The sequence below is a fragment of the Paraglaciecola sp. 25GB23A genome (assembly GCF_040012495.1).
Taxonomy (GTDB): Bacteria; Pseudomonadota; Gammaproteobacteria; order Enterobacterales; family Alteromonadaceae; genus Paraglaciecola.
This window is the reverse complement of the sequence record NZ_JBDYKM010000019.1, coordinates 37254-55777: the sequence shown is the minus strand read 5'-3', so window position 1 is coordinate 55777 and position 18524 is coordinate 37254. Positions and strand designations below refer to the sequence as shown.

General features: G+C 41.5%; 15 protein-coding genes. 7 read left to right on the top strand and 8 right to left on the bottom strand.

Annotated features, from left to right (window positions below):
* Positions 1-72: 72 nt before the first annotated feature.
* The 3 genes from ABKW31_RS18245 to ABKW31_RS18235 form a co-directional block, all read right to left on the bottom strand.
* Entirely contained in the window at positions 73-4629 is a 4557-nt protein-coding gene (locus ABKW31_RS18245) for an EAL domain-containing protein (RefSeq protein WP_348618019.1), read from the bottom strand.
* 253 nt (positions 4630-4882) lie between these two features.
* Positions 4883-5512: a uracil phosphoribosyltransferase gene (gene upp / locus ABKW31_RS18240; protein WP_348618018.1), complete on the bottom strand. Its 630-nt coding sequence runs from the start codon at positions 5510-5512 to the stop codon at positions 4883-4885.
* Between the two features lie 18 nt (positions 5513-5530).
* Positions 5531-6127: an ACP phosphodiesterase gene (locus ABKW31_RS18235; RefSeq protein ID WP_348618017.1), complete on the bottom strand. Its 597-nt coding sequence runs from the start codon at positions 6125-6127 to the stop codon at positions 5531-5533.
* Positions 6128-6293: 166 nt separating this feature from the next.
* Here ABKW31_RS18235 and aroQ point away from each other — a divergent pair, with 166 nt between their 5' ends.
* The 5 genes from aroQ (at position 6294) to ABKW31_RS18210 (ending at position 10310) form a co-directional block, all read left to right on the top strand.
* A complete protein-coding gene (gene aroQ, locus ABKW31_RS18230; protein WP_348618016.1) occupies positions 6294-6728 on the top strand; it encodes a type II 3-dehydroquinate dehydratase in 435 nt (144 codons plus the stop codon).
* A 40-nt stretch (positions 6729-6768) separates the two neighbouring features.
* Positions 6769-7230, top strand: a complete 462-nt coding sequence (accB, locus tag ABKW31_RS18225; protein ID WP_348618015.1) for an acetyl-CoA carboxylase biotin carboxyl carrier protein — start codon at positions 6769-6771, stop codon at positions 7228-7230.
* Between the two features lie 12 nt (positions 7231-7242).
* Entirely contained in the window at positions 7243-8592 is a 1350-nt protein-coding gene (gene accC, locus ABKW31_RS18220; protein WP_348618014.1) for an acetyl-CoA carboxylase biotin carboxylase subunit, read from the top strand.
* A 198-nt stretch (positions 8593-8790) separates the two neighbouring features.
* Positions 8791-9669, top strand: a complete 879-nt coding sequence (gene prmA, locus ABKW31_RS18215) for a 50S ribosomal protein L11 methyltransferase (protein ID WP_348618013.1) — start codon at positions 8791-8793, stop codon at positions 9667-9669.
* Between the two features lie 137 nt (positions 9670-9806).
* Positions 9807-10310 (top strand): hypothetical protein, encoded by a 504-nt coding sequence (locus ABKW31_RS18210; protein WP_348618012.1) that lies wholly within the window; start codon positions 9807-9809, stop codon positions 10308-10310.
* Positions 10311-10563: 253 nt separating this feature from the next.
* Here the strand turns inward: ABKW31_RS18210 and ABKW31_RS18205 are convergent, their stop codons facing one another.
* From ABKW31_RS18205 to trxA, 5 genes are all read right to left on the bottom strand, one after another.
* Positions 10564-11547, bottom strand: a complete 984-nt coding sequence (locus ABKW31_RS18205; RefSeq protein ID WP_348618011.1) for a transposase — start codon at positions 11545-11547, stop codon at positions 10564-10566.
* A gap of 284 nt (positions 11548-11831) precedes the next feature.
* A complete protein-coding gene (locus ABKW31_RS18200) occupies positions 11832-12974 on the bottom strand; it encodes a 5-(carboxyamino)imidazole ribonucleotide synthase (RefSeq protein ID WP_348618010.1) in 1143 nt (380 codons plus the stop codon).
* 15 nt (positions 12975-12989) lie between these two features.
* Positions 12990-13484, bottom strand: coding sequence for a 5-(carboxyamino)imidazole ribonucleotide mutase (gene purE / locus ABKW31_RS18195; protein WP_348618009.1), 495 nt, complete (start codon positions 13482-13484; stop codon positions 12990-12992).
* 221 nt (positions 13485-13705) lie between these two features.
* Positions 13706-14971: a transcription termination factor Rho gene (gene rho, locus ABKW31_RS18190; RefSeq protein ID WP_348618008.1), complete on the bottom strand. Its 1266-nt coding sequence runs from the start codon at positions 14969-14971 to the stop codon at positions 13706-13708.
* 323 nt (positions 14972-15294) lie between these two features.
* Entirely contained in the window at positions 15295-15621 is a 327-nt protein-coding gene (gene trxA, locus ABKW31_RS18185; RefSeq protein WP_306021099.1) for a thioredoxin TrxA, read from the bottom strand.
* 101 nt (positions 15622-15722) lie between these two features.
* Here trxA and rhlB point away from each other — a divergent pair, with 101 nt between their 5' ends.
* On the top strand, positions 15723-16985 hold the full coding sequence (gene rhlB, locus ABKW31_RS18180) for an ATP-dependent RNA helicase RhlB (protein ID WP_348618007.1): 1263 nt from the start codon (positions 15723-15725) through the stop codon (positions 16983-16985).
* Positions 16982-18499 carry a guanosine-5'-triphosphate,3'-diphosphate pyrophosphatase gene (locus ABKW31_RS18175; RefSeq protein ID WP_348618006.1) on the top strand — a complete coding sequence of 506 codons (1518 nt, stop codon included), beginning with the start codon at positions 16982-16984 and terminating at the stop codon, positions 18497-18499. The genes rhlB and ABKW31_RS18175 overlap by 4 nt, the downstream gene beginning before the upstream one ends.
* Positions 18500-18524 lie beyond the last annotated feature (25 nt).

The window sequence follows — 18524 nt, the reverse complement described above, 5'->3', positions numbered from 1 at the left end:
ATAAAATCTTTACCCTTAAATGGCGGTTTGTCACTCACAACATGAGAGGCCGCCAAACTTGCTACATCCTTATTACCAGCTTTGCTTGAGTAATGCTGGTAATTCACTCTCTGGTAGGGGCTTAGAAAAGAAATAGCCCTGCAAGTGCTGACACCCATGCTGTTTGAAAAAATCCACTTGATGTTGTTCTTCAATGCCCTCAGCAATACAGGTCATGCTTAATTGCTTAGCCATGCTGAGTGTTGTGAGAATAATGGCCTCATTGTTTTTATTTTTACCAATGTCATCAACAAAGCTTTTATCCACTTTGATGACATCAATGGGAAACTCTTTGAGATATTTCAACGAGGAAAAACCGGTACCAAAGTCATCGAGTGCGATACGAAAGCCCTTATGCTTGATTTGCATCATGTAATCTAGCGCTCTTTCGTAGTCTCGCATCAAGGCACTTTCGGTAATTTCAAAGCGAATCGACGATACAGGAATATTGTGTGCCTCTAACATCAGCATAATTTGATCGATTGACCACTGATTTTCAAAATGACGGGCTGATAAGTTAAATGATAAATACCCTTCAAAACCATCGGCTCGAAGCCCTTTTAACAGAGGCATCGCTCTTTCAAAAGCATCCAGTGTCATCGGCTCGATTAAACCTAACTCTTCGGAGATAGGGATAAACTTGTCTGGCGGAATCATGCCGCTTTTGGTTGGCCAACGCATTAAAATCTCAAAACCTTCGATACAGCCCGTTTCTATATTAACAATTGCTTGATAGTAATTAAGGAATCGTTTTTGTAGGTGGGCGGCTTTTAATTTATTTTCTAATTCCAAACGCTCTTTTACAATGGCATCCATTTGTTCAGTAAAAAATTGAAAATTACTGCGGCCCTGTTCTTTAGCGTGATACATGGCTATATCCGCATTTTTTAACAGCTCTTCTGCGGTAGTGCCGTCACCTGGGTACATCGCAATACCAATACTAGATGATACGCTAACACTTTGATTAGCTAATAAGATGGGCAAATCAATCAGGTCGCTAATTTCAACGACTAGGGCACTTATGGCCTCAGCACAACTAACCCCCTCAATCATAATGACAAACTCATCTCCGCCCAAACGCGCAACCGTGTCTTCTTTACGTAATTTATGGGTTAATCTGGTCGAAATTATTTTAAGTAATTCATCCCCTGCTTTGTGCCCTAAGCTGTCATTTACCTGCTTAAATTTATCCAAATCTATAAAAAACAGGGCCATACTTTTATCATGGCGATTGGCATGTTCTAAGCCGCGTTCAACTCTATCAAGCAATAAAGCTCGATTTGGTAAGCCCGTAAGCGAGTCATAATTAGCCAAACGACGGAGCTTTTCCTCCGCTCTTTTTTGTTCACTAATATCAGATAAAATCAGTAGGTAATATTCAATACGACTATCATCTTGCGTGCTAGCAACGGCATTTATATGCACCAACACATCACAAACCGTACCATCTAGAAAGACAATTTTATCTTCCCCTTTCCAATACTGGTTAACTTGTAAAGCCTGTAAATTATGCCAAAACTGCGCAGATTCACCTGACTGTACATTTTGAATTTTTACCAGCTGGTCGCCAAGTTCGTTATCATTTTGAATGTTAAACGCAGACTTGAACGCATCATTTGAGGCAATCGGATATTGTTTATTATTGAAGATCAATACCCAATCATGAGTATGTTTAAAGGCTTCGCCAAATACTCTTAGATTTTCTTGATTGGTTAAATTATCGGTGACATTGGTATAGGTTCCTGTCACTAATAGCGGCTTACCTTGACTATCAGATTGCACTGCACTACCTACATCGCGATACCATATCCAGTTGCCATCAAAGGCCAGCATTCTATAAGTTACATCTAATTCTGAATCTTCTCCGCTTAAAAATGCTTGCCACTGATTTTTATAATAAGTGCGGTCTCGATTATGGATAAGTGCGATATGTTGGGCATTATTGACTTGCTTAGCCATGGACGCATAGCCAAGTTCGTCAGTCAAACGAGGCGCAGTAAAGAGTTGCTCAGTAACTTGAAATTCCCAAATACCACTGTTACTGGCTGCTAAAGCTAAGGTTAATTTGTTTTTACTTTCAACCACTTCGAGGTGTGCGGTGTGAAGACTTAAATCATGTTGACGTTTGCGCCAAATCAATATTGCTACAATAAGCCCAATAAACACAATATAGCCCAAAATCGCCCAAGGAGAGCGCCAAGGGGCGTATGCTACAGAAAAAGTTATGGTGGCTTCTTGGCTTTTTGTGCCGCTTTGAGTATCAAAAGCCACCACTGCAAACGTATAATTACCTGGTCCCAGCTTCGGAAACATCACCTCAGGTACACGTGTTTCAGTGAACGCAATATTACCCGCCCCGGTTAAACGATAACCATAGCGAGTGCTACCTTGATTCTCAAATTCCAAACTAGAAAAGTGAATTTTCAAACCCACATCCTCGTGAGTAAGTTGAAAGTCTTGCCCACTTAAATCCTTTATAGGCATAGGCAACATTCGCGACGCTAATTCTATACCAGTAATATGAACTTGATTTTGAGTGACTACGCCTACCTCAAGTTTAGCAGGATCAAACAGGGTAATGCCTTTGGGCGAGCCATAAATCATTTTACCATCAGGTAGTTGTGCATTTGTGTATTGATTAAATTCGAGGTTTCTTAAACCCTGCGCAGCGCCATATTTTTGTAGATGCTGTGACTCTGGATTAAATTTTAAAATACCTGCATGAGAGCTCATCCAAATATTTCCCTGCTCATCTAATTGCAAGCCATAAATAGTATTGGTAGGAAGTAAATTAGCTCGATTAAAAAAGTATTTTTGTTCTTTGGTTTTATTATCGAGCCCAACTAATCCATAGCCTGGATAAGCAATCCACAAAATGCCGTTTCTGTCGATAACGGTACTATCGGCTGAAACTTCGGTACGATGCTGCTCTGCGGTTAAACTGTGCACAAGGGCTAACTGGTTGGTCTGGTTATCAATCTGCCACAGTTGCCCTATTGAGCTAAAAAGCGTAGTTTGAGGTTGGTCGGCCAAGGGCGGCAACAGTGCAACAGCATTTTTTATACTCAGTGTATTTTTAGCCGATTCTAATTGATTTACTTCACCGTCTTGCACCGAATAACGGTATAAACCGGCATTGTTGTAAAACAAAATATCGCCGTTAGGTTGCATCCGCATATCATAGACTTCGTTATTTAATAAACTTTGGTCTGACTGGTTTTTTACTTTTAGCGGTAAATTGCGTTTGGCCTTGGTGTCGAAATGCACAATGCTAGTTCCGGCCAAAAGCCATAAGTTGTTGTCTTTGTCAGCAAAGATTTTCGATATAAATGCAGACGAATATTGGGCTTTTTCATCAGTAGAACTTAAGAAACTTTGTGATTCACCCTCATTCAGATTGTAATAATTTAAGCCGTTACGGGTGCCCACCCACAAACCGTCATTGCCTTCATTATGCACACTCCATACCTCATTATTACTCAGTACTTTATTATCTCGCCCACCTCGTGCATTAAAAACATTAGTAAATAGAGTAGTTTTAGGCGACCAATATAGCGCACCATCAGATTCAGTGCCGAGCCAAAAATTTTGCCGCTTATCAATAATAATTTGTCTTATTATGTCAGTTGCCAAATACTCACGGCTATCTGTAGGTAAAAATAGATGTTGTAACTGCGAGGTCTGCGGACTGTAACTATAAAGCCCTTTATCTGTGGCAATGTAAAAAAGTTCATTTGGCGCTTTAACAAATTGCCAAATATTGCGACTAGTCAGATGCACAGTCGATTTTGGTAAGGCCCCTTTTTTATCTACAAAAGCGACAGTTTTCTCTAGTGGCAAACTATAAAGTCCCTCGACTGTACCAATCCACAATTGATTGCTGTCAATATACAGAAATTTACTATTTAACTTGTCTGGGTTGGGCAAATCGGTTTGTAAATAGTCAATAATGGTTGATTTACCCGTTTTTATATCAAGCCCAATCAAGGCATTCGACGAAGCGATAAAGAGTGTCGATTCAAAAAATTGAGCCCAACGAATAATTTGATTAGTTTCAATACTTTGGCTGTTTAACTGGAAAATTGTTGAAGTAGAGTCGGTTTGATAGGAATATTTAAAGATAGCTTCAGCCAAAACTAGCCAAATATCCCCTTGTTTGTCTTCAATTATCTGGTAATTAGATTGTAAGAAATCGGGATCAGAGAGGCTTTGTTGCGCAATAATTTTAATGGCTTCGCCAGTTTCTAAATTATATTGAAAAACGCCCTTCGCTTCTGTGCCAATCCACAAGTAACCCTTTGAATCTTGAAACAAGGTCTCGATAGGGATATTCAAAAACTCGTTGTTTTTACCTGTGATCACCTCTACACGATAGCCATCATAGCGATTTAAACCGTCATAAGTGGCAATCCACAGAAATCCCTGCTGGTCAATGAGTAAGGCATTAATACTGTCCTGTGACAGACCTTGTTCGGTTGAGAGGCGCATAAACATCGGCTCACTGAGCAAAGGAGCACTGTTTATGACTTTTGAAAATAAGGTGATTAATACCAAGCAAACCAGCGAGGGTATACGAATGCATCTAAACATTTTGCTCCACATGTCCACTAACGTATTGACGCTATACCGCTGACCACAATGTAGTTTTTTTATCATTTATTCAGATAACTCTTATTATGTTAACGACTGAACTTGGATTATTAATAACCCACAACCTAATAATGTCAGTCCTTTCACATTGAAATAGTTAAAATGAAACAAAAGAAGTAGCGCCATCATCGCCCATTCTGCGACGCTGGGGTTTAAGTCTACAAGTCTTTTATATATTTGTCATATTACTCGATTATCGGGTGCCAAATAATTTATCACCTGCATCACCTAAGCCAGGCAATATATAACCATGCTCATTGAGTTTTTCATCTATAGCCGCAGTGTAAATATCTACATCTGGATGTTTTTCTTGCACTGCTGCTAAGCCTTCGGGCGCTGCAACCAAAAATAGGCCCATAATGTCAGTGCAACCTTTTTGTTTTAGCAAATCGATAGTCGCAATCAGTGTACCGCCGGTTGCCAACATTGGGTCAACAATTAATGCCGTACGTTCGGCAATGTCTTTGACTACCTTGTCAAAATACGCGATGGGTTGTAGGGTTTGTTCATCGCGGTACAAACCCACTACGCTTATTTTTGCATTGGGGATGAGTTGCATCACCCCATCTAACATGCCCAAACCTGCTCGTAATATAGGTACAACGGTAATTTTTTTACCTTTAATTTTGCGAATTTGGATGGTTTCGTCATTCCAGCCACGAATATCCACCAATTCAGTTTGTAAATTCCGCGTGGCTTCATAGGTCAACAAATTACCGACTTCACTGGCTAGTTCTCTAAAATCCTTGCTGCTGACACCAGCTTCGCGCATTAAACCAAGTTTATGTTGTACTAAAGGGTGAACGATTTCTTTTATGCTCATGGTGGTTGCCCGTTACTATTAAGTAGAAGATAGTTTTTGACTACAGTGTAATGCATGTATGAGTAATTCAGGATAAAAAGCTGTGAAGGTGGCAGCAAAGCTCGCTTTATTTTGCTGAAAAAATGCATAAGCGTCGTGGGCAAAAATGATTTTATGCTTTAAACGCCGCTCAATGCTTTGCAAAACACGTAAACATGTTTGTTGCTGATGATAGTCACTCAACCACCGATCTTTTAGCAAGCTTTCTGACAAACGGGAAAAATGCGCTGAATCAATACCATTAAAGTCTGCCAACTGCTGGTAAAAAGAATCGAGCACCTCGTCTGTTGGCTTTGCAGTAAGCTCATCCCATTGTTTTAATAAAAAGTGATCAAAAGTGATATCTATGATTATCCCTGCTACTCGGCGCAGTTCTTTAGGGAAGGTTCTACGCAAATCAACAACTAACTCATGGTTATCAGTAAATAGGTCGACTTTACGATGCAGTCGCACCCCAGTCGCCAGCTCTGCGGGTAGGTCGTTAAGGGCTTGGCCTTTTACAAAATCACCAAGGAAATTACCCAATAAACTAGTTTGTGTATGATGAGCAATATGTATGTGTGCGATGTAATTCAATCGGTACTCTATTAACGGTTAAAATACTAAAACTTTGCGGCAATCTTCGCTGATAAGACCAGTATTTTGCTGCTATATTCTAAATCACCCCTATAATAGCGGCAGTATAAATGTTTAAGACGCTATTATCAGTGCACTATTAGATAGCTAAAGAAGAGACAACAGCGTGAAAGTATTACTTATAAATGGTCCGAACCTCAATATGTTGGGCAAACGAGAACCGCATATTTATGGTGCAAATAGCTTGGAAGAAATTGTCCAAAGCTTGCAAAATAAGGCAGTTGCTCTCGGTATTAGCCTAACTCATGTGCAATCCAATGCTGAACATGAATTAATTAATGCCATACATGCCGCATTTAAACATATCGACTACATCTTAATTAACCCTGGCGCCTTTACCCATACCAGTATAGCGATTAGAGATGCGCTGTTAAGTGTATCTGTACCTTTTAGTGAAATACATTTGTCCAATATTCATGGCAGAGAGTCCTTTAGGCATCACTCTTATTTAAGTGATGTAGCGCAGGGTGTGATATGCGGCTTTGGCACTCAGGGCTATGAATTTGGCCTAATGGCAGCTCATCAGTATCTAAATAAATAACCATTATTAAAAACAAAATCAGCGAACAGAGAGAGTTATCATGGATATACGTAAAATAAAGAAGTTGATTGAACTGGTAGAAGAATCAGGTATCTCAGAATTAGAAATTACTGAAGGAGAAGAGTCAGTAAGGATCCATCGTGGTCAACCATCATCCGTGCAGTATGCCCCAATGCAGTATGCTCCACAGCCGCAATATGCACCGGCGCCAGCTCAAGTTGCAGCGCCCGCTCCTGCAGTCGCCGCCGCGGCCACTAGTGAACCCGCTGGCCACATATTACGCTCTCCCATGGTCGGCACGTTTTATCGCTCTTCGTCTCCTGGCTCTAAATCTTTTGTTGAACTCGGTCAAAAAGTGAACGTTGGTGATACCTTGTGTATTATTGAAGCCATGAAAATGATGAATCAAATCGAATCAGATAAAGCAGGTGTGATAAAACAAATTTTGGTTGAAAACCAAGACCCTGTTGAGTTTGATCAACCCATGTTTGTGATTGAATAAAGGCAGATGAGCATGCTTAAAAAAGTTCTTATTGCAAATCGAGGAGAGATCGCACTGCGCATTCTTCGTGCATGCAAAGAGTTGGGCATAAAAACAGTTGCTGTGCATTCAACTGCAGATGAATCACTCAAACATGTGCTGTTAGCCGACGAAACGATTTGTATCGGCAAGGCTTCGGCTACCGAAAGCTATTTAAATATTCCCCGTATTATTGCCGCTGCAGAAATAACCGATGCCGATGCCATTCATCCTGGTTATGGATTTTTAGCTGAGAATGCTGCCTTTGCCGATGCGGTAGAAAGAAGTGGTTTCATTTTTATTGGCCCAAAAGCCGACACCATTAATTTAATGGGCGACAAAGTATCAGCCATTAAATCGATGAAAGCAGCAGGTGTTCCTTGTGTACCGGGCTCTGACGGGCCATTAGGCAATGACGAAGAATTAAACAAGAAAACAGCTAACCGTATTGGCTACCCCATTATAGTTAAAGCAGCGGGCGGCGGTGGTGGTCGTGGGATGCGCGTGGTACGCAATGAAGATGAGTTAATTAATGCCATCGCGACGACCCAAGCAGAGGCTGGTGCCGCATTTGGTAATGATGTGGTTTATATGGAGAAGTTTCTAGAAAACCCTCGCCATGTTGAAATTCAAATATTGGCCGACGGCCAAGGTGGCGCAATACATTTGGGTGAGCGTGATTGTTCTATGCAACGTCGTCACCAAAAAGTAGTGGAAGAGGCTCCAGCACCTGGGATAACGCCAGAAGTGCGGGCCAAAATTGGCGCGCGATGCTGCCAAGCGTGTGTCGAAATTGGTTATCGTGGCGCCGGCACTTTTGAGTTTTTATATGAAAACGGCGAATTTTACTTTATTGAAATGAATACCCGTATTCAGGTAGAACATCCCGTATCAGAGATGATCACCGGCATTGATTTAATCAAAGAGCAATTACGTATCGCAGCCGGCCAAAAGTTGTCAATTGATCAGTCACAGGTACAAATACGCGGTCATGCCATTGAATGCCGGATTAACGCAGAAGATCCTGATACCTTTATACCAAGTCCGGGTAAAATTAGTCAGTTTCATTCACCCGGTGGTTTAGGTGTACGCTGGGATTCCCACATTTATGCTGACTATACTGTGCCACCTTACTACGATTCAATGATAGGTAAGCTCATTACCTACGGCGAAACCCGTGAAGTAGCCATAGCTCGAATGCGCCATGCATTAGACGAGTTAGTTATCACCGGTATTAAAACTAATATCCCATTACAAAAGAGAATAATGGCTGACGAAAACTTTGCCAAAGGCGGAGCCAACATTCATTATTTAGAGAAAAAGCTTGGTATGGGTGGTCACTAGAAAATCACTGATAATCAGGTATTTATAAATTAACAGGCGGCATAACTATTATGTCGCCTTTTTATCGCCCCCCCTTTTTTTCATGGCTCCAATAGTCGGCTTAAGCTAATTAGTTTCTTAGCAAAAGGTTTGTTATTAGCAACTCATACAATGCATAAATAGGGTTATAATAAGCTTTTTGTTGTTGGGTGATAAATCATGCCTTGGATCCAGTTAAAAATTAGCAGCCCTGCCAAATACGCAGAACAGATTGGCGACATACTCAGTGCCAATGGCTCACAAGCCGTCAGTTTCTTTGATGCCAAAGACACTCCAATGTACGAACCCAAACCCGGGGAAGTCATGTTGTGGCCGGATACCGAAGTAGTAGGTTTATATGATGCTAATTACGATATGGCAGCACTGATCTTACGCTTAGAAAAGTCTCGAGTCTTAGGTAAAGGGTTTGCCCACAAAATAGAACAGCTCGAAGATAAAGACTGGGAACGTGAGTGGATGCTGAACTTTCACCCCATGCAATTTGGTCAACGTTTATGGATTTGCCCCAGTTGGCGTGATGTGCCCGACCCTACTGCAGTTAATGTGATGCTTGACCCTGGCTTAGCCTTTGGTACTGGTACCCACCCCACTACGTCGCTGTGTTTAACTTGGTTAGATGGCTTGGATTTACAAGATTCAACCGTAGTCGATTTTGGCTGTGGATCAGGTATTTTGGGTATTGCAGCACTAAAACTTGGAGCCAAACGTGTGGTAGGCATTGATATCGACCCACAAGCTATACTAGCCAGCCAAGACAACGCCAACCGCAATCACGTTGGTGAACAAATAGAGCTCTATCTACCCGCCGATCAACCCAACTTACAGGCCGATGTAGTATTAGCCAATATCCTAGCAGCCCCTATTAGGGAATTACGAGCCGTTATTAGCGGCTACTGTAAACCCGGCGGCAAGCTAGTGTTATCAGGCATCCTCGACAACCAAGCGCAAGAAATTAACGATCTATATAGTCATGAGTTCGATATGGAACCCATCGCCATACAAGGTGATTGGGCTAGGGTATCTGGGATAAAACGTTAGTTTTATCGCTGGCCCCCGCCTAATGCACCAGTTACTTATAGATCTTTGCATTTTGCCAAAGGTCCAGCTTTGACTATAACTTTATACCCATGGTTATCCAGTAAATCACGCAAAGTTTGGAGTTTGGAGTTTGATCTATGAAATTGAATAAAGCTGTTTATGGTTTACTGCTCTGCTTTTTTTTATTAATAGGTTGTGAAAAAAAAGCGAGTGTAGCGAGCATAAATAGTGCTGTGTTACTTAAGGCTGAAGACCTAATTAGAAATAACATTGAGTATATGGAAAGCGCTGAAGAATGGGTGTTGGCTAACTCTGGTGCTCGTTTAAACGGTAGGGGATTTCCGTTGAATACAAAATACATGGATATTAGAAGTTTAGATTATCAATTGACTGAAAAAACTCACAATCTAGGTATCGATTTTGTTGCGCTGGAACGCCATGTTGCAACCAAGATAGTTAAGTTTACTTATGTTTTGAGAGATGACGCAAAGGGCTATGCGTATGTTCGGGTAGTGAGGGAAGGAGCATTTCCGTCCAACCATTTTGAAACCGATTGCGATAAAACAACCAATATTGGTGTTTGTGAATACAAAACTATAAACGGTTGGTTGATATACACGGTGGATATTAGGATTCCGTAGCATAAATATGACATCCATAATGAGAGACAACATAAATATGACATCCATAATGAGAGACAACACGACAGCCCACCCAGTGATTTTGTAAAAATATAAAATAGTTAACTGAAATAGCGAGTTTAAGTATTAAAAAAGGCTGTTTTAGGCAGAAAAATGGCAGGTGAGGCAATATTAAGCGCTTAAGTCTAAATTTCGCGCAGCCTTGTTGAACAACTGGGTGTTGTTACGTATTTTTTATAGGAGCTTATTCAGCTTAGGCGCGTTTTAATAAGGCTTTGGCCTGACCCATGCCTCGTATACGTTGATGGTGAGTATTATTTTTGTATTGTTGCAGCATATGTTCGCTACCCACTGCTCTGCTGAAGTGTTGCTCAAACTCTGTGGTTAAGGTTAACCATTGCTCATCGTTAATCCCTAAGCGTTGCAGTATCGGGCTATGGTGGTGCTCAATATGCCCGGCTTTATCGTCTCGAATACAGCGGCCTGTGCAATCTACCAGTTCGCAGTAATCTTTTAGGCTGTAAGCAATGCCTTTGGGCATATCGTGTCGATGATGACCGATAAAAGGCATGAGTGTTGTGGGTTGCTTGGCGTTGTTGAGCAAGGCCTTAATACGCTGTTGAATACTGGTGTGATGTGAGGTTTCAGGTGTGGTTGCCATATTGGCGCGAATAGGATTTAAATCAACATAGGCCATACAGGCGAGTACTGCACTTTCATCTAACAGGGCTTGTGATTTAAACCGCCCTTCCCAGAATCGGCCAGTGCATTCATCTTCCTTATTCGCTTCACGGGCGATGTATTCATTGAGGCTACGCATAAACCAACTGATGTCGTATAGACGCTGGCGATAAATATTCACCGTTTCATTCAAGCTCAGTTGCTCACCTTCACTTAATTCGTCATGGCGAGCGTATTTCTGTGTTAACAATGTCCCTTTGTATAAACCATGCCAGCGCCTAAGCACTTCTTCCATTGACCAGCTTTGTGCCAGCGCTTTATCCACATACACCACCACGTGCGTGTGATTACTCATCACCGCATAGGCTGCAATATCAATAGCGAAGAGGGATGATAAAAACAATAAACGCGCCTCTACCCAGCCGCGGCGGTGCTCATAGCTTTGGCCTGTGACAGTATCTCGGCCACACAAAAAAGAATGACGAACGCAGCGCGAGACACAGTGGTAATAAGGGGTATCAATAAGACTGATTTGGCTTTGGCGAGATTGCGGCATGACAGACCATCCGTGGTTGTTTGAACCTTTAAAGCGTAGTTCAAACCTGTTTTTTTGCCAGTTTATGATGGCTGTCACAGTAGTATTAATGGGTGTCACAGTAGTATTAATTTTTTGTTGTTGGTCTTAATAGTATTGGTCAAGACCAGAAGATGAAAAAAGGAGTGAGGTGCTGACAACGTCAGGAATTTATCAGATCAACAATTTATAACTGAATCTGTTAAATATTGCGTCAAAAAAAGTTAGCACTTTAGTTGACGCTGATTCTTCAGAACACCGACAATTCAAACAAGGCCAAGCAGTCTTGTAGCTTCTTTCTTAAGCAATGGGAAGTGTTCTTCTGGGAAATATTTTGCCAAATCCAGCAACTTTTGTCCCAGTGCAGCATAGCTATCGGCGCAAACATTTAAGTGGCCCATTTTACGTTTTGGTCGCACTGTTTTGTCGTACCAATGTAAGTGACTGCCGGGAATACTGAGTAATTCTTTTGAAAAATCATCATAGCCAACGATATTAATCATGGCTGTTGGACTCAAAACATCAGTTGAGCCTAAAGGTAAACCTGCTATCGCTCTAATATGATTGTCAAACTGGCAAGTATCCGCGCCCTGCATACTCCAATGACCTGAATTATGCACTCTGGGAGCAATTTCATTGACTAACAATTGCTCGCCCATCTGAAAAAATTCAACAGCCAGTACACCGATATAATTAAGCCTTTCAGCTAATTTAGCGAAAATACCCTGAGCTTGGGTCATGAGTTTTTCATCAACCTTGGGCGCGGGCGCAATAGAAACAGCGAGTTGGCCTTGATGATGTAAGTTTTCAGCTAAAGGATAAAACACGATATTACCTTTATGGTCTCGAACACCAACTAACGATAATTCTCGGTCAAATTTCAGCATTTTTTCTGCCACCAAGGGCACTTTCTCTAGTTCTAACTGGCTCAATTGAGCCTTGAGTTCAGGTAAATCAGCGACAGTAGCTAGACGCCATTGCCCATAACCGTCATAACCATCTCTACTAGCTTTTATAATGAGTTTTTCGCCCAAGTTTTCAACTGCACTATCTAATTGGTCAACATGGGTAATGATATTGTAAGCACAGTTAGCAATATCAAGACCCGACAACAGGCTCTTCTCTTTAACTCGATCGGCGCCTGCCATAATAGATTCAATACTGGGTTTTAACTTACCACTGGCATTCACTTTATCCAGCAAATATTGAGGTATATGTTCAAATTCGACTGAGATTGCTTGGGCAGCTTCGATTGCTTGTTCAAGCGAAACATCAATAACTGCTTTTGTAATGGGATTAACCACATCAAGCGTATTTACATCAACAGCTGCAACGTTCAGCCCTAATGGATAGGCCGCTAAAGCCATCATTCTAGCGAGTTGGCCAGAACCTAAAATCAATATACTCATTAGCACGGCACCACGTTATTGTTGAGGTAGAGTGAGTTCTTCTATCGCTAGCACTTTAGCCGTTTGTTCTGCTCTAAAATCAATAACCGCTTGCTGAACATCTTTATCCTGCAAAGCGATAACTTGAGCGGCTAATAGTCCGGCATTGGCTGCTCCCGCTTCACCAATGGCTAAAGTACCCACTGCGACACCTTTGGGCATTTGCACAATAGAGAGCAAAGAATCAATACCATTAAGCTGACTTGAGCGCACAGGCACGCCAAAAACGGGTAAGTGGGTATGAGCGGCAATCATACCTGGTAAGTGAGCTGCACCGCCCGCTCCACCGATTATAACTTGAAAACCTTGCTCAGCTGCCTGCTCGGCAAACTCAGTGAGAAGATGAGGTGTACGGTGAGCAGACACGACTTTTGCCGAATAGCTGACACCTAACTTGTCTAACATAATTGCCGCTTGTTGCATGGTTGGCCAATCAGAATTAGAACCCATCACTATTGCCACTTTTGGCATAAACTTCTCACTTACATTGTTAGCGCAGCCAAACAACTTATCGGCGCATTGACTGCGTAAAATTTAGGGATGCAGATTGTAGCCCAACTCTGCCTTTAGCTTAAAGTCTAAAGTCGGTTAATGAGTGATTTTTAGTCATACAATCTGTTTTGGACTTAAATGAAAAATCCGCTGGAGACTGAGCCTCAGCGGATTTTCTAATCTTTGCAATTTATTACTAATTAGCTTTTCTGACGACGCATCGCAGTAAAGAACTCTTCATTGGTCTTTGTCATTGATAACTTATCAATCAAAAACTCCATCGCATCGATTTCAGACATCTCGTGCACTATCTTACGTAAGATCCACATTTTCTGTAGTTCGTCTTTAGTCGTAAGAAGTTCCTCGCGTCGCGTACCAGAGCGATTGTAATCAATAGCTGGGAAAACACGTTTTTCCGCAATTTTGCGGTTAAGGTGTAATTCCATATTACCGGTACCTTTAAATTCTTCGTAGATAACTTCATCCATTTTAGAACCGGTATCGATAAGTGCTGTGGCGATGATGGTCAAACTACCACCTTCTTCAATATTTCGTGCTGCGCCAAAGAAACGCTTTGGTTTGTGCAGGGCGTTTGCATCCACACCACCGGTCAAAACTTTACCTGATGAAGGAATGACAGTGTTGTACGCGCGGGCTAAACGGGTAATTGAGTCAAGCAAGATAACGACGTCTTTTTTGTGTTCAACCAAACGTTTGGCTTTTTCAATAACCATTTCGGCAACTTGAACGTGGCGACTGGCTGGCTCATCAAACGTTGAAGCAATTACCTCACCACGCACTAGGCGTTGCATTTCAGTTACTTCTTCTGGGCGTTCATCGATAAGCAACACCATCAATACACATTCGGGATGATTGGCGGCGATCGATTGAGCAATATTCTGTAATAATAATGTTTTACCAGCCTTGGGCGGCGCAACAATTAAACCACGTTGACCACGACCTATAGGCGCCGCAAGGTCTAATACTCGTGCAGTAATATCTTCACTACTACCATTACCACGTTCCATCGTAAGACGTTCGTTAGCATGCAGAGGTGTTAAGTTTTCGAATAAGATTTTGTTTCTGGAATTTTCTGGACGGTCAAAGTTGACTTCACTAATTTTCAGCAGGGCAAAGTATCGCTCGCTGTCTTTAGGTGGGCGAATTTTTCCAGAAATCGTGTCACCCGTGCGTAAATTAAAACGCCTGATCTGGCTTGGAGAAACATATATGTCATCTGGACCAGCCAAGTATGACGCATCGTTGGAACGCAAGAATCCAAAGCCATCTTGCAAAATTTCTAATACGCCATCGCCAAAAATATCTTCGCCACTTTTAGCATGGGATTTTAAAATTGAAAAAATGATATCTTGCTTACGAGCACGAGCCATGTTTTCTAGCTTCATTTCGTCGGCTAGGGCAACAAGTTCACTGATCGGTTTATTCTTGAGTTCCGTTAGGTTCATATTTGGTGGGTCTTTATGCTTGAAGATTGCCTAGGGGCAACTATGGTTGAATAATTCAAGGGTGTTTACTATTTCACATTTCTGATTTGAGCAAAAACTGACTGTTCAGGTAAGAACGTTTAAAATCTAACACCAAAAAACAGTAGCGTCCAGCCAAAATATGCGCTTTGTCTGGCCTTGTGTCAAATAAACTGTGCAAAATCTATAAATTTTTGAGTTATTACTGGTTAAATAGCCAACAATTAAGGTCTTTATTACTTAAGCGAGAAACAAAAAAAGCCTAGCACAGCTAGGCTTTTTGATTTTTTTCAGCTTTAGTGAGCTTAAATATTACTATTTATGAACTCAACTAATTGTGATTTAGATAAGGCACCCACTTTAGTCGCCGCAACGTTTCCACCTTTAAACAATAAAAGAGTTGGAATGCCTCTAATACCAAACTTTGGTGGCGTTTCGTTATTTTCATCGACATTAAGCTTGCCAACTGTTACTTTGCCTTCGAATTCGTCAGCAACCTCATGCAATATTGGCGCAATCATTTTACACGGACCACACCATTCCGCCCAGAAGTCAACCAACACAGGACCAGCAGCATTGATTACATCGGCCTCGAAACTATCGTCAGTCAACTGGATAATTTTGTCGCTCATTCTTTTCTCCGTAATTTTTTCTCTCGCTGAATTTATTCAGCGCGGTCATGATTGTTATATAGAAACTGGTTTTTAATGCAAGCACAGATAAGCTATAAGCTATGCAAACAACACATTTAACTGAAACACAATTTTCAGATTTGCCCATAAATGAGCAAGTCATCAAGGCGCTAAGTGCAGCGAATTTTAATCATTGCACGCCCATTCAAGCTTTGAGTTTACCAACTTTATTAGCTGGCCACGACATCGCAGGCCAAGCTCAAACGGGAACCGGTAAAACCATCGCCTTTTTGGTAGCAACATTTCACTACTTACTGGCTAATCCGCAGCCAAATAAAAAACAACCGCGGGCCATTATAATGGCACCAACCCGTGAGCTAGCGGTACAAATATTTAATGACGCAGAATTGCTCAGCCAGCACACGGGCATATCCCTTGGTCTCATTTATGGGGGCGAGGGTTATGAAAGTCAACGCGATAGTTTACAAAAAGGTGTCGATATTATTATCGGCACTACAGGTCGTATTATTGACTACTACAAGCAAAATATATTTTCGCTTGAAGGTATCCAAGTAGCTGTGCTCGACGAAGCTGACCGCATGTTTGATTTAGGTTTTATAAAAGATATCCGTTTTTTATTCAACCGCATGCCCAAAGCGACTGAAAGATTAAGTATGTTATTTTCTGCCACGCTATCTTATCGCGTTCAAGAACTTGCCTATGAACATATGAACAATCCTACTCATTTGCAAATTGAACCCGAACGCAAGACGGCTGAACGAGTTGAAGAAGAGTTATTTTATCCTTCTGATGAAGATAAGATGCCCTTATTACTTAGCTTAATGGAAGAAGAATGGCCTGATAAAGCCATAGTTTTTGCTAATACCAAACACAGCTGTGAGAAAGTAGCTGATTGGTTACAAGCTGATGGTCATCGAGTCGGTTTGTTAAGTGGCGATGTACCACAAAATAAGCGTTTGAAAATCTTAGAAAATTTCACTACTGGGGTATTGGATATTCTGGTTGCCACTGATGTTGCAGCCCGCGGATTACATATTCCAATGGTCAGTCATGTGATTAACTATGATTTGCCAGATGATGCTGAAGATTATGTTCACCGAATCGGCCGAACAGGTCGCGCTGGTGAGAGCGGCAAGTCGATTAGTTTTGCTTGTGAAAAATACGCGCTCAATTTACCAGCCATTGAAACTTATGTTGAACATTCAATTGCGGTAACTGAATATGATCCCAGCACCTTAATACGGGATGTTACTCCGCCTGCTCCGCGTTTTAAAAAGCGTATGCAAAGCGGCAGAAACCATCCTAAACGACCGTCAGGACCTAGACCTCAGCGACATAAATGAATAGTCAAACCGATATAGCCATTCCATTTAATCAACCAGAGCAGCTTTATGCCGCGGTTGATTTAGGCTCCAACAGCTTTCACATGGTCATTGTGAGAGTCTCTGCGGGCAGCGTGTCTATTATTGGTAAGGTTAAACAAAAAGTCAGATTAGCTGCAGGTTTAGATGACAACATGCATTTAGATGACGCGAGTCTGGAACGGGGCTGGCAATGTTTAGCAACATTTGCCGAAAGGTTACAGGATATTCCTCTAGCGAATATCAAAGTTGTTGGTACGGCAACTCTCAGACTGGCAAGTAATGCTCAGCAGTTTTTAGACAAAGCCGAAGAGATTCTGCATCATAAAATTGATGTTATTTCAGGTGTAGAAGAGGCTCGTCAAATATACTTAGGTGTGGCCTACACTTCAGCTAACCAAGGTAATTCACTGGTAATTGATATTGGTGGCGCAAGCACAGAGGTGATTGTCGGTAATGACATGAATCCCATTCATTTAGTCAGTTTAAATATGGGCTGTGTGACCTTTAAAGAACGTTATTTTAGTGACGATTTAATCACTGAAGAAGCCTTTGCAGAAGCCATTTTAAATGCCAAAGTCCTGTTAGGGCCGGTTAAAAATGACTTTATTAGTTTTGACTGGCAGCAATGTTTGGGTGCATCTGGCACGCCACAAGCCATAACTGAAATTTTGATCACCCAAGGTATCAGTGACTCCATTCGATTAGACTATCTATACAACCTAAAACAACAGTGCATCGATTGCATCTCCATTGAGCAATTGGATATTGTCGGCCTAACAGAGTCACGACGAGCCATATTTCCCAGTGGACTGGCGATTTTAATTGCTTTGTTTGAAGAACTTAATATTCAACATATGCAAATTTCCACAGGGGCACTGCGCGAAGGTCTCATTTACGGCATGTTAGACAATATGCAACAAAATGACCGACGCACCCAAACCCTTGAGCAAATGATCAAGCAATTCCATATTGATGCAGAACATGCACACCGAGTCAAAAACCTCGCACTGATTTTATTTAAACAGGTACAACATCAGCTCAATTTGAAGAAAGTCGATTGTGAAGCCGCATTAATTGCCGCCACAATGTTGCATGAGTTAGGTTTACATATTGAATATAAACAACACCACAAACACGGCGCTTATATTTTGTCACATGTGCCTATGGTTGGTTACACCCAACAATTACAAAATGGCGTTAGGGTATTAGTCCTCAACCATCGCGGTGATATCAAACTCGCAGATTTTAAACCTTTTCAATCCGACATACATGACAAGCTTATTGTTATTTTACGCATAGTTCGCTTGGCTTGTTTGCTGTCGATTCGTCGTAAAGATAAGTTACTTCCCAAGATAAAAGTTAATATTGAAGACGGTTGTTGGAACCTTACTTTCCCCGAAGGGTGGCTAAAAGACCATCCTTTAATTGATGCTGAACTTGCCAATGAAAAGTGGCAACAACATAAAGTTGGTTGGAAGTTAGAGTGTCGCTAGCAACTAGCAACTAGCAACTAGCAAA

Coding starts and splice junctions, on each gene's coding strand:
- ABKW31_RS18245 (WP_348618019.1), bottom strand. CDS start 4,629: ATGTTTAGATGCATTCGTATACCCTCGCTGGTTTGCTTGGTATTAATC.
- upp (WP_348618018.1), bottom strand. CDS start 5,512: ATGAGCATAAAAGAAATCGTTCACCCTTTAGTACAACATAAACTTGGT.
- accB (WP_348618015.1), top strand. CDS start 6,769: ATGGATATACGTAAAATAAAGAAGTTGATTGAACTGGTAGAAGAATCA.
- accC (WP_348618014.1), top strand. CDS start 7,243: ATGCTTAAAAAAGTTCTTATTGCAAATCGAGGAGAGATCGCACTGCGC.
- prmA (WP_348618013.1), top strand. CDS start 8,791: ATGCCTTGGATCCAGTTAAAAATTAGCAGCCCTGCCAAATACGCAGAA.
- ABKW31_RS18210 (WP_348618012.1), top strand. CDS start 9,807: ATGAAATTGAATAAAGCTGTTTATGGTTTACTGCTCTGCTTTTTTTTA.
- ABKW31_RS18205 (WP_348618011.1), bottom strand. CDS start 11,547: ATGCCGCAATCTCGCCAAAGCCAAATCAGTCTTATTGATACCCCTTAT.
- ABKW31_RS18200 (WP_348618010.1), bottom strand. CDS start 12,974: ATGAGTATATTGATTTTAGGTTCTGGCCAACTCGCTAGAATGATGGCT.
- purE (WP_348618009.1), bottom strand. CDS start 13,484: ATGCCAAAAGTGGCAATAGTGATGGGTTCTAATTCTGATTGGCCAACC.
- rho (WP_348618008.1), bottom strand. CDS start 14,971: ATGAACCTAACGGAACTCAAGAATAAACCGATCAGTGAACTTGTTGCC.
- trxA (WP_306021099.1), bottom strand. CDS start 15,621: ATGAGCGACAAAATTATCCAGTTGACTGACGATAGTTTCGAGGCCGAT.
- rhlB (WP_348618007.1), top strand. CDS start 15,723: ATGCAAACAACACATTTAACTGAAACACAATTTTCAGATTTGCCCATA.
- ABKW31_RS18175 (WP_348618006.1), top strand. CDS start 16,982: ATGAATAGTCAAACCGATATAGCCATTCCATTTAATCAACCAGAGCAG.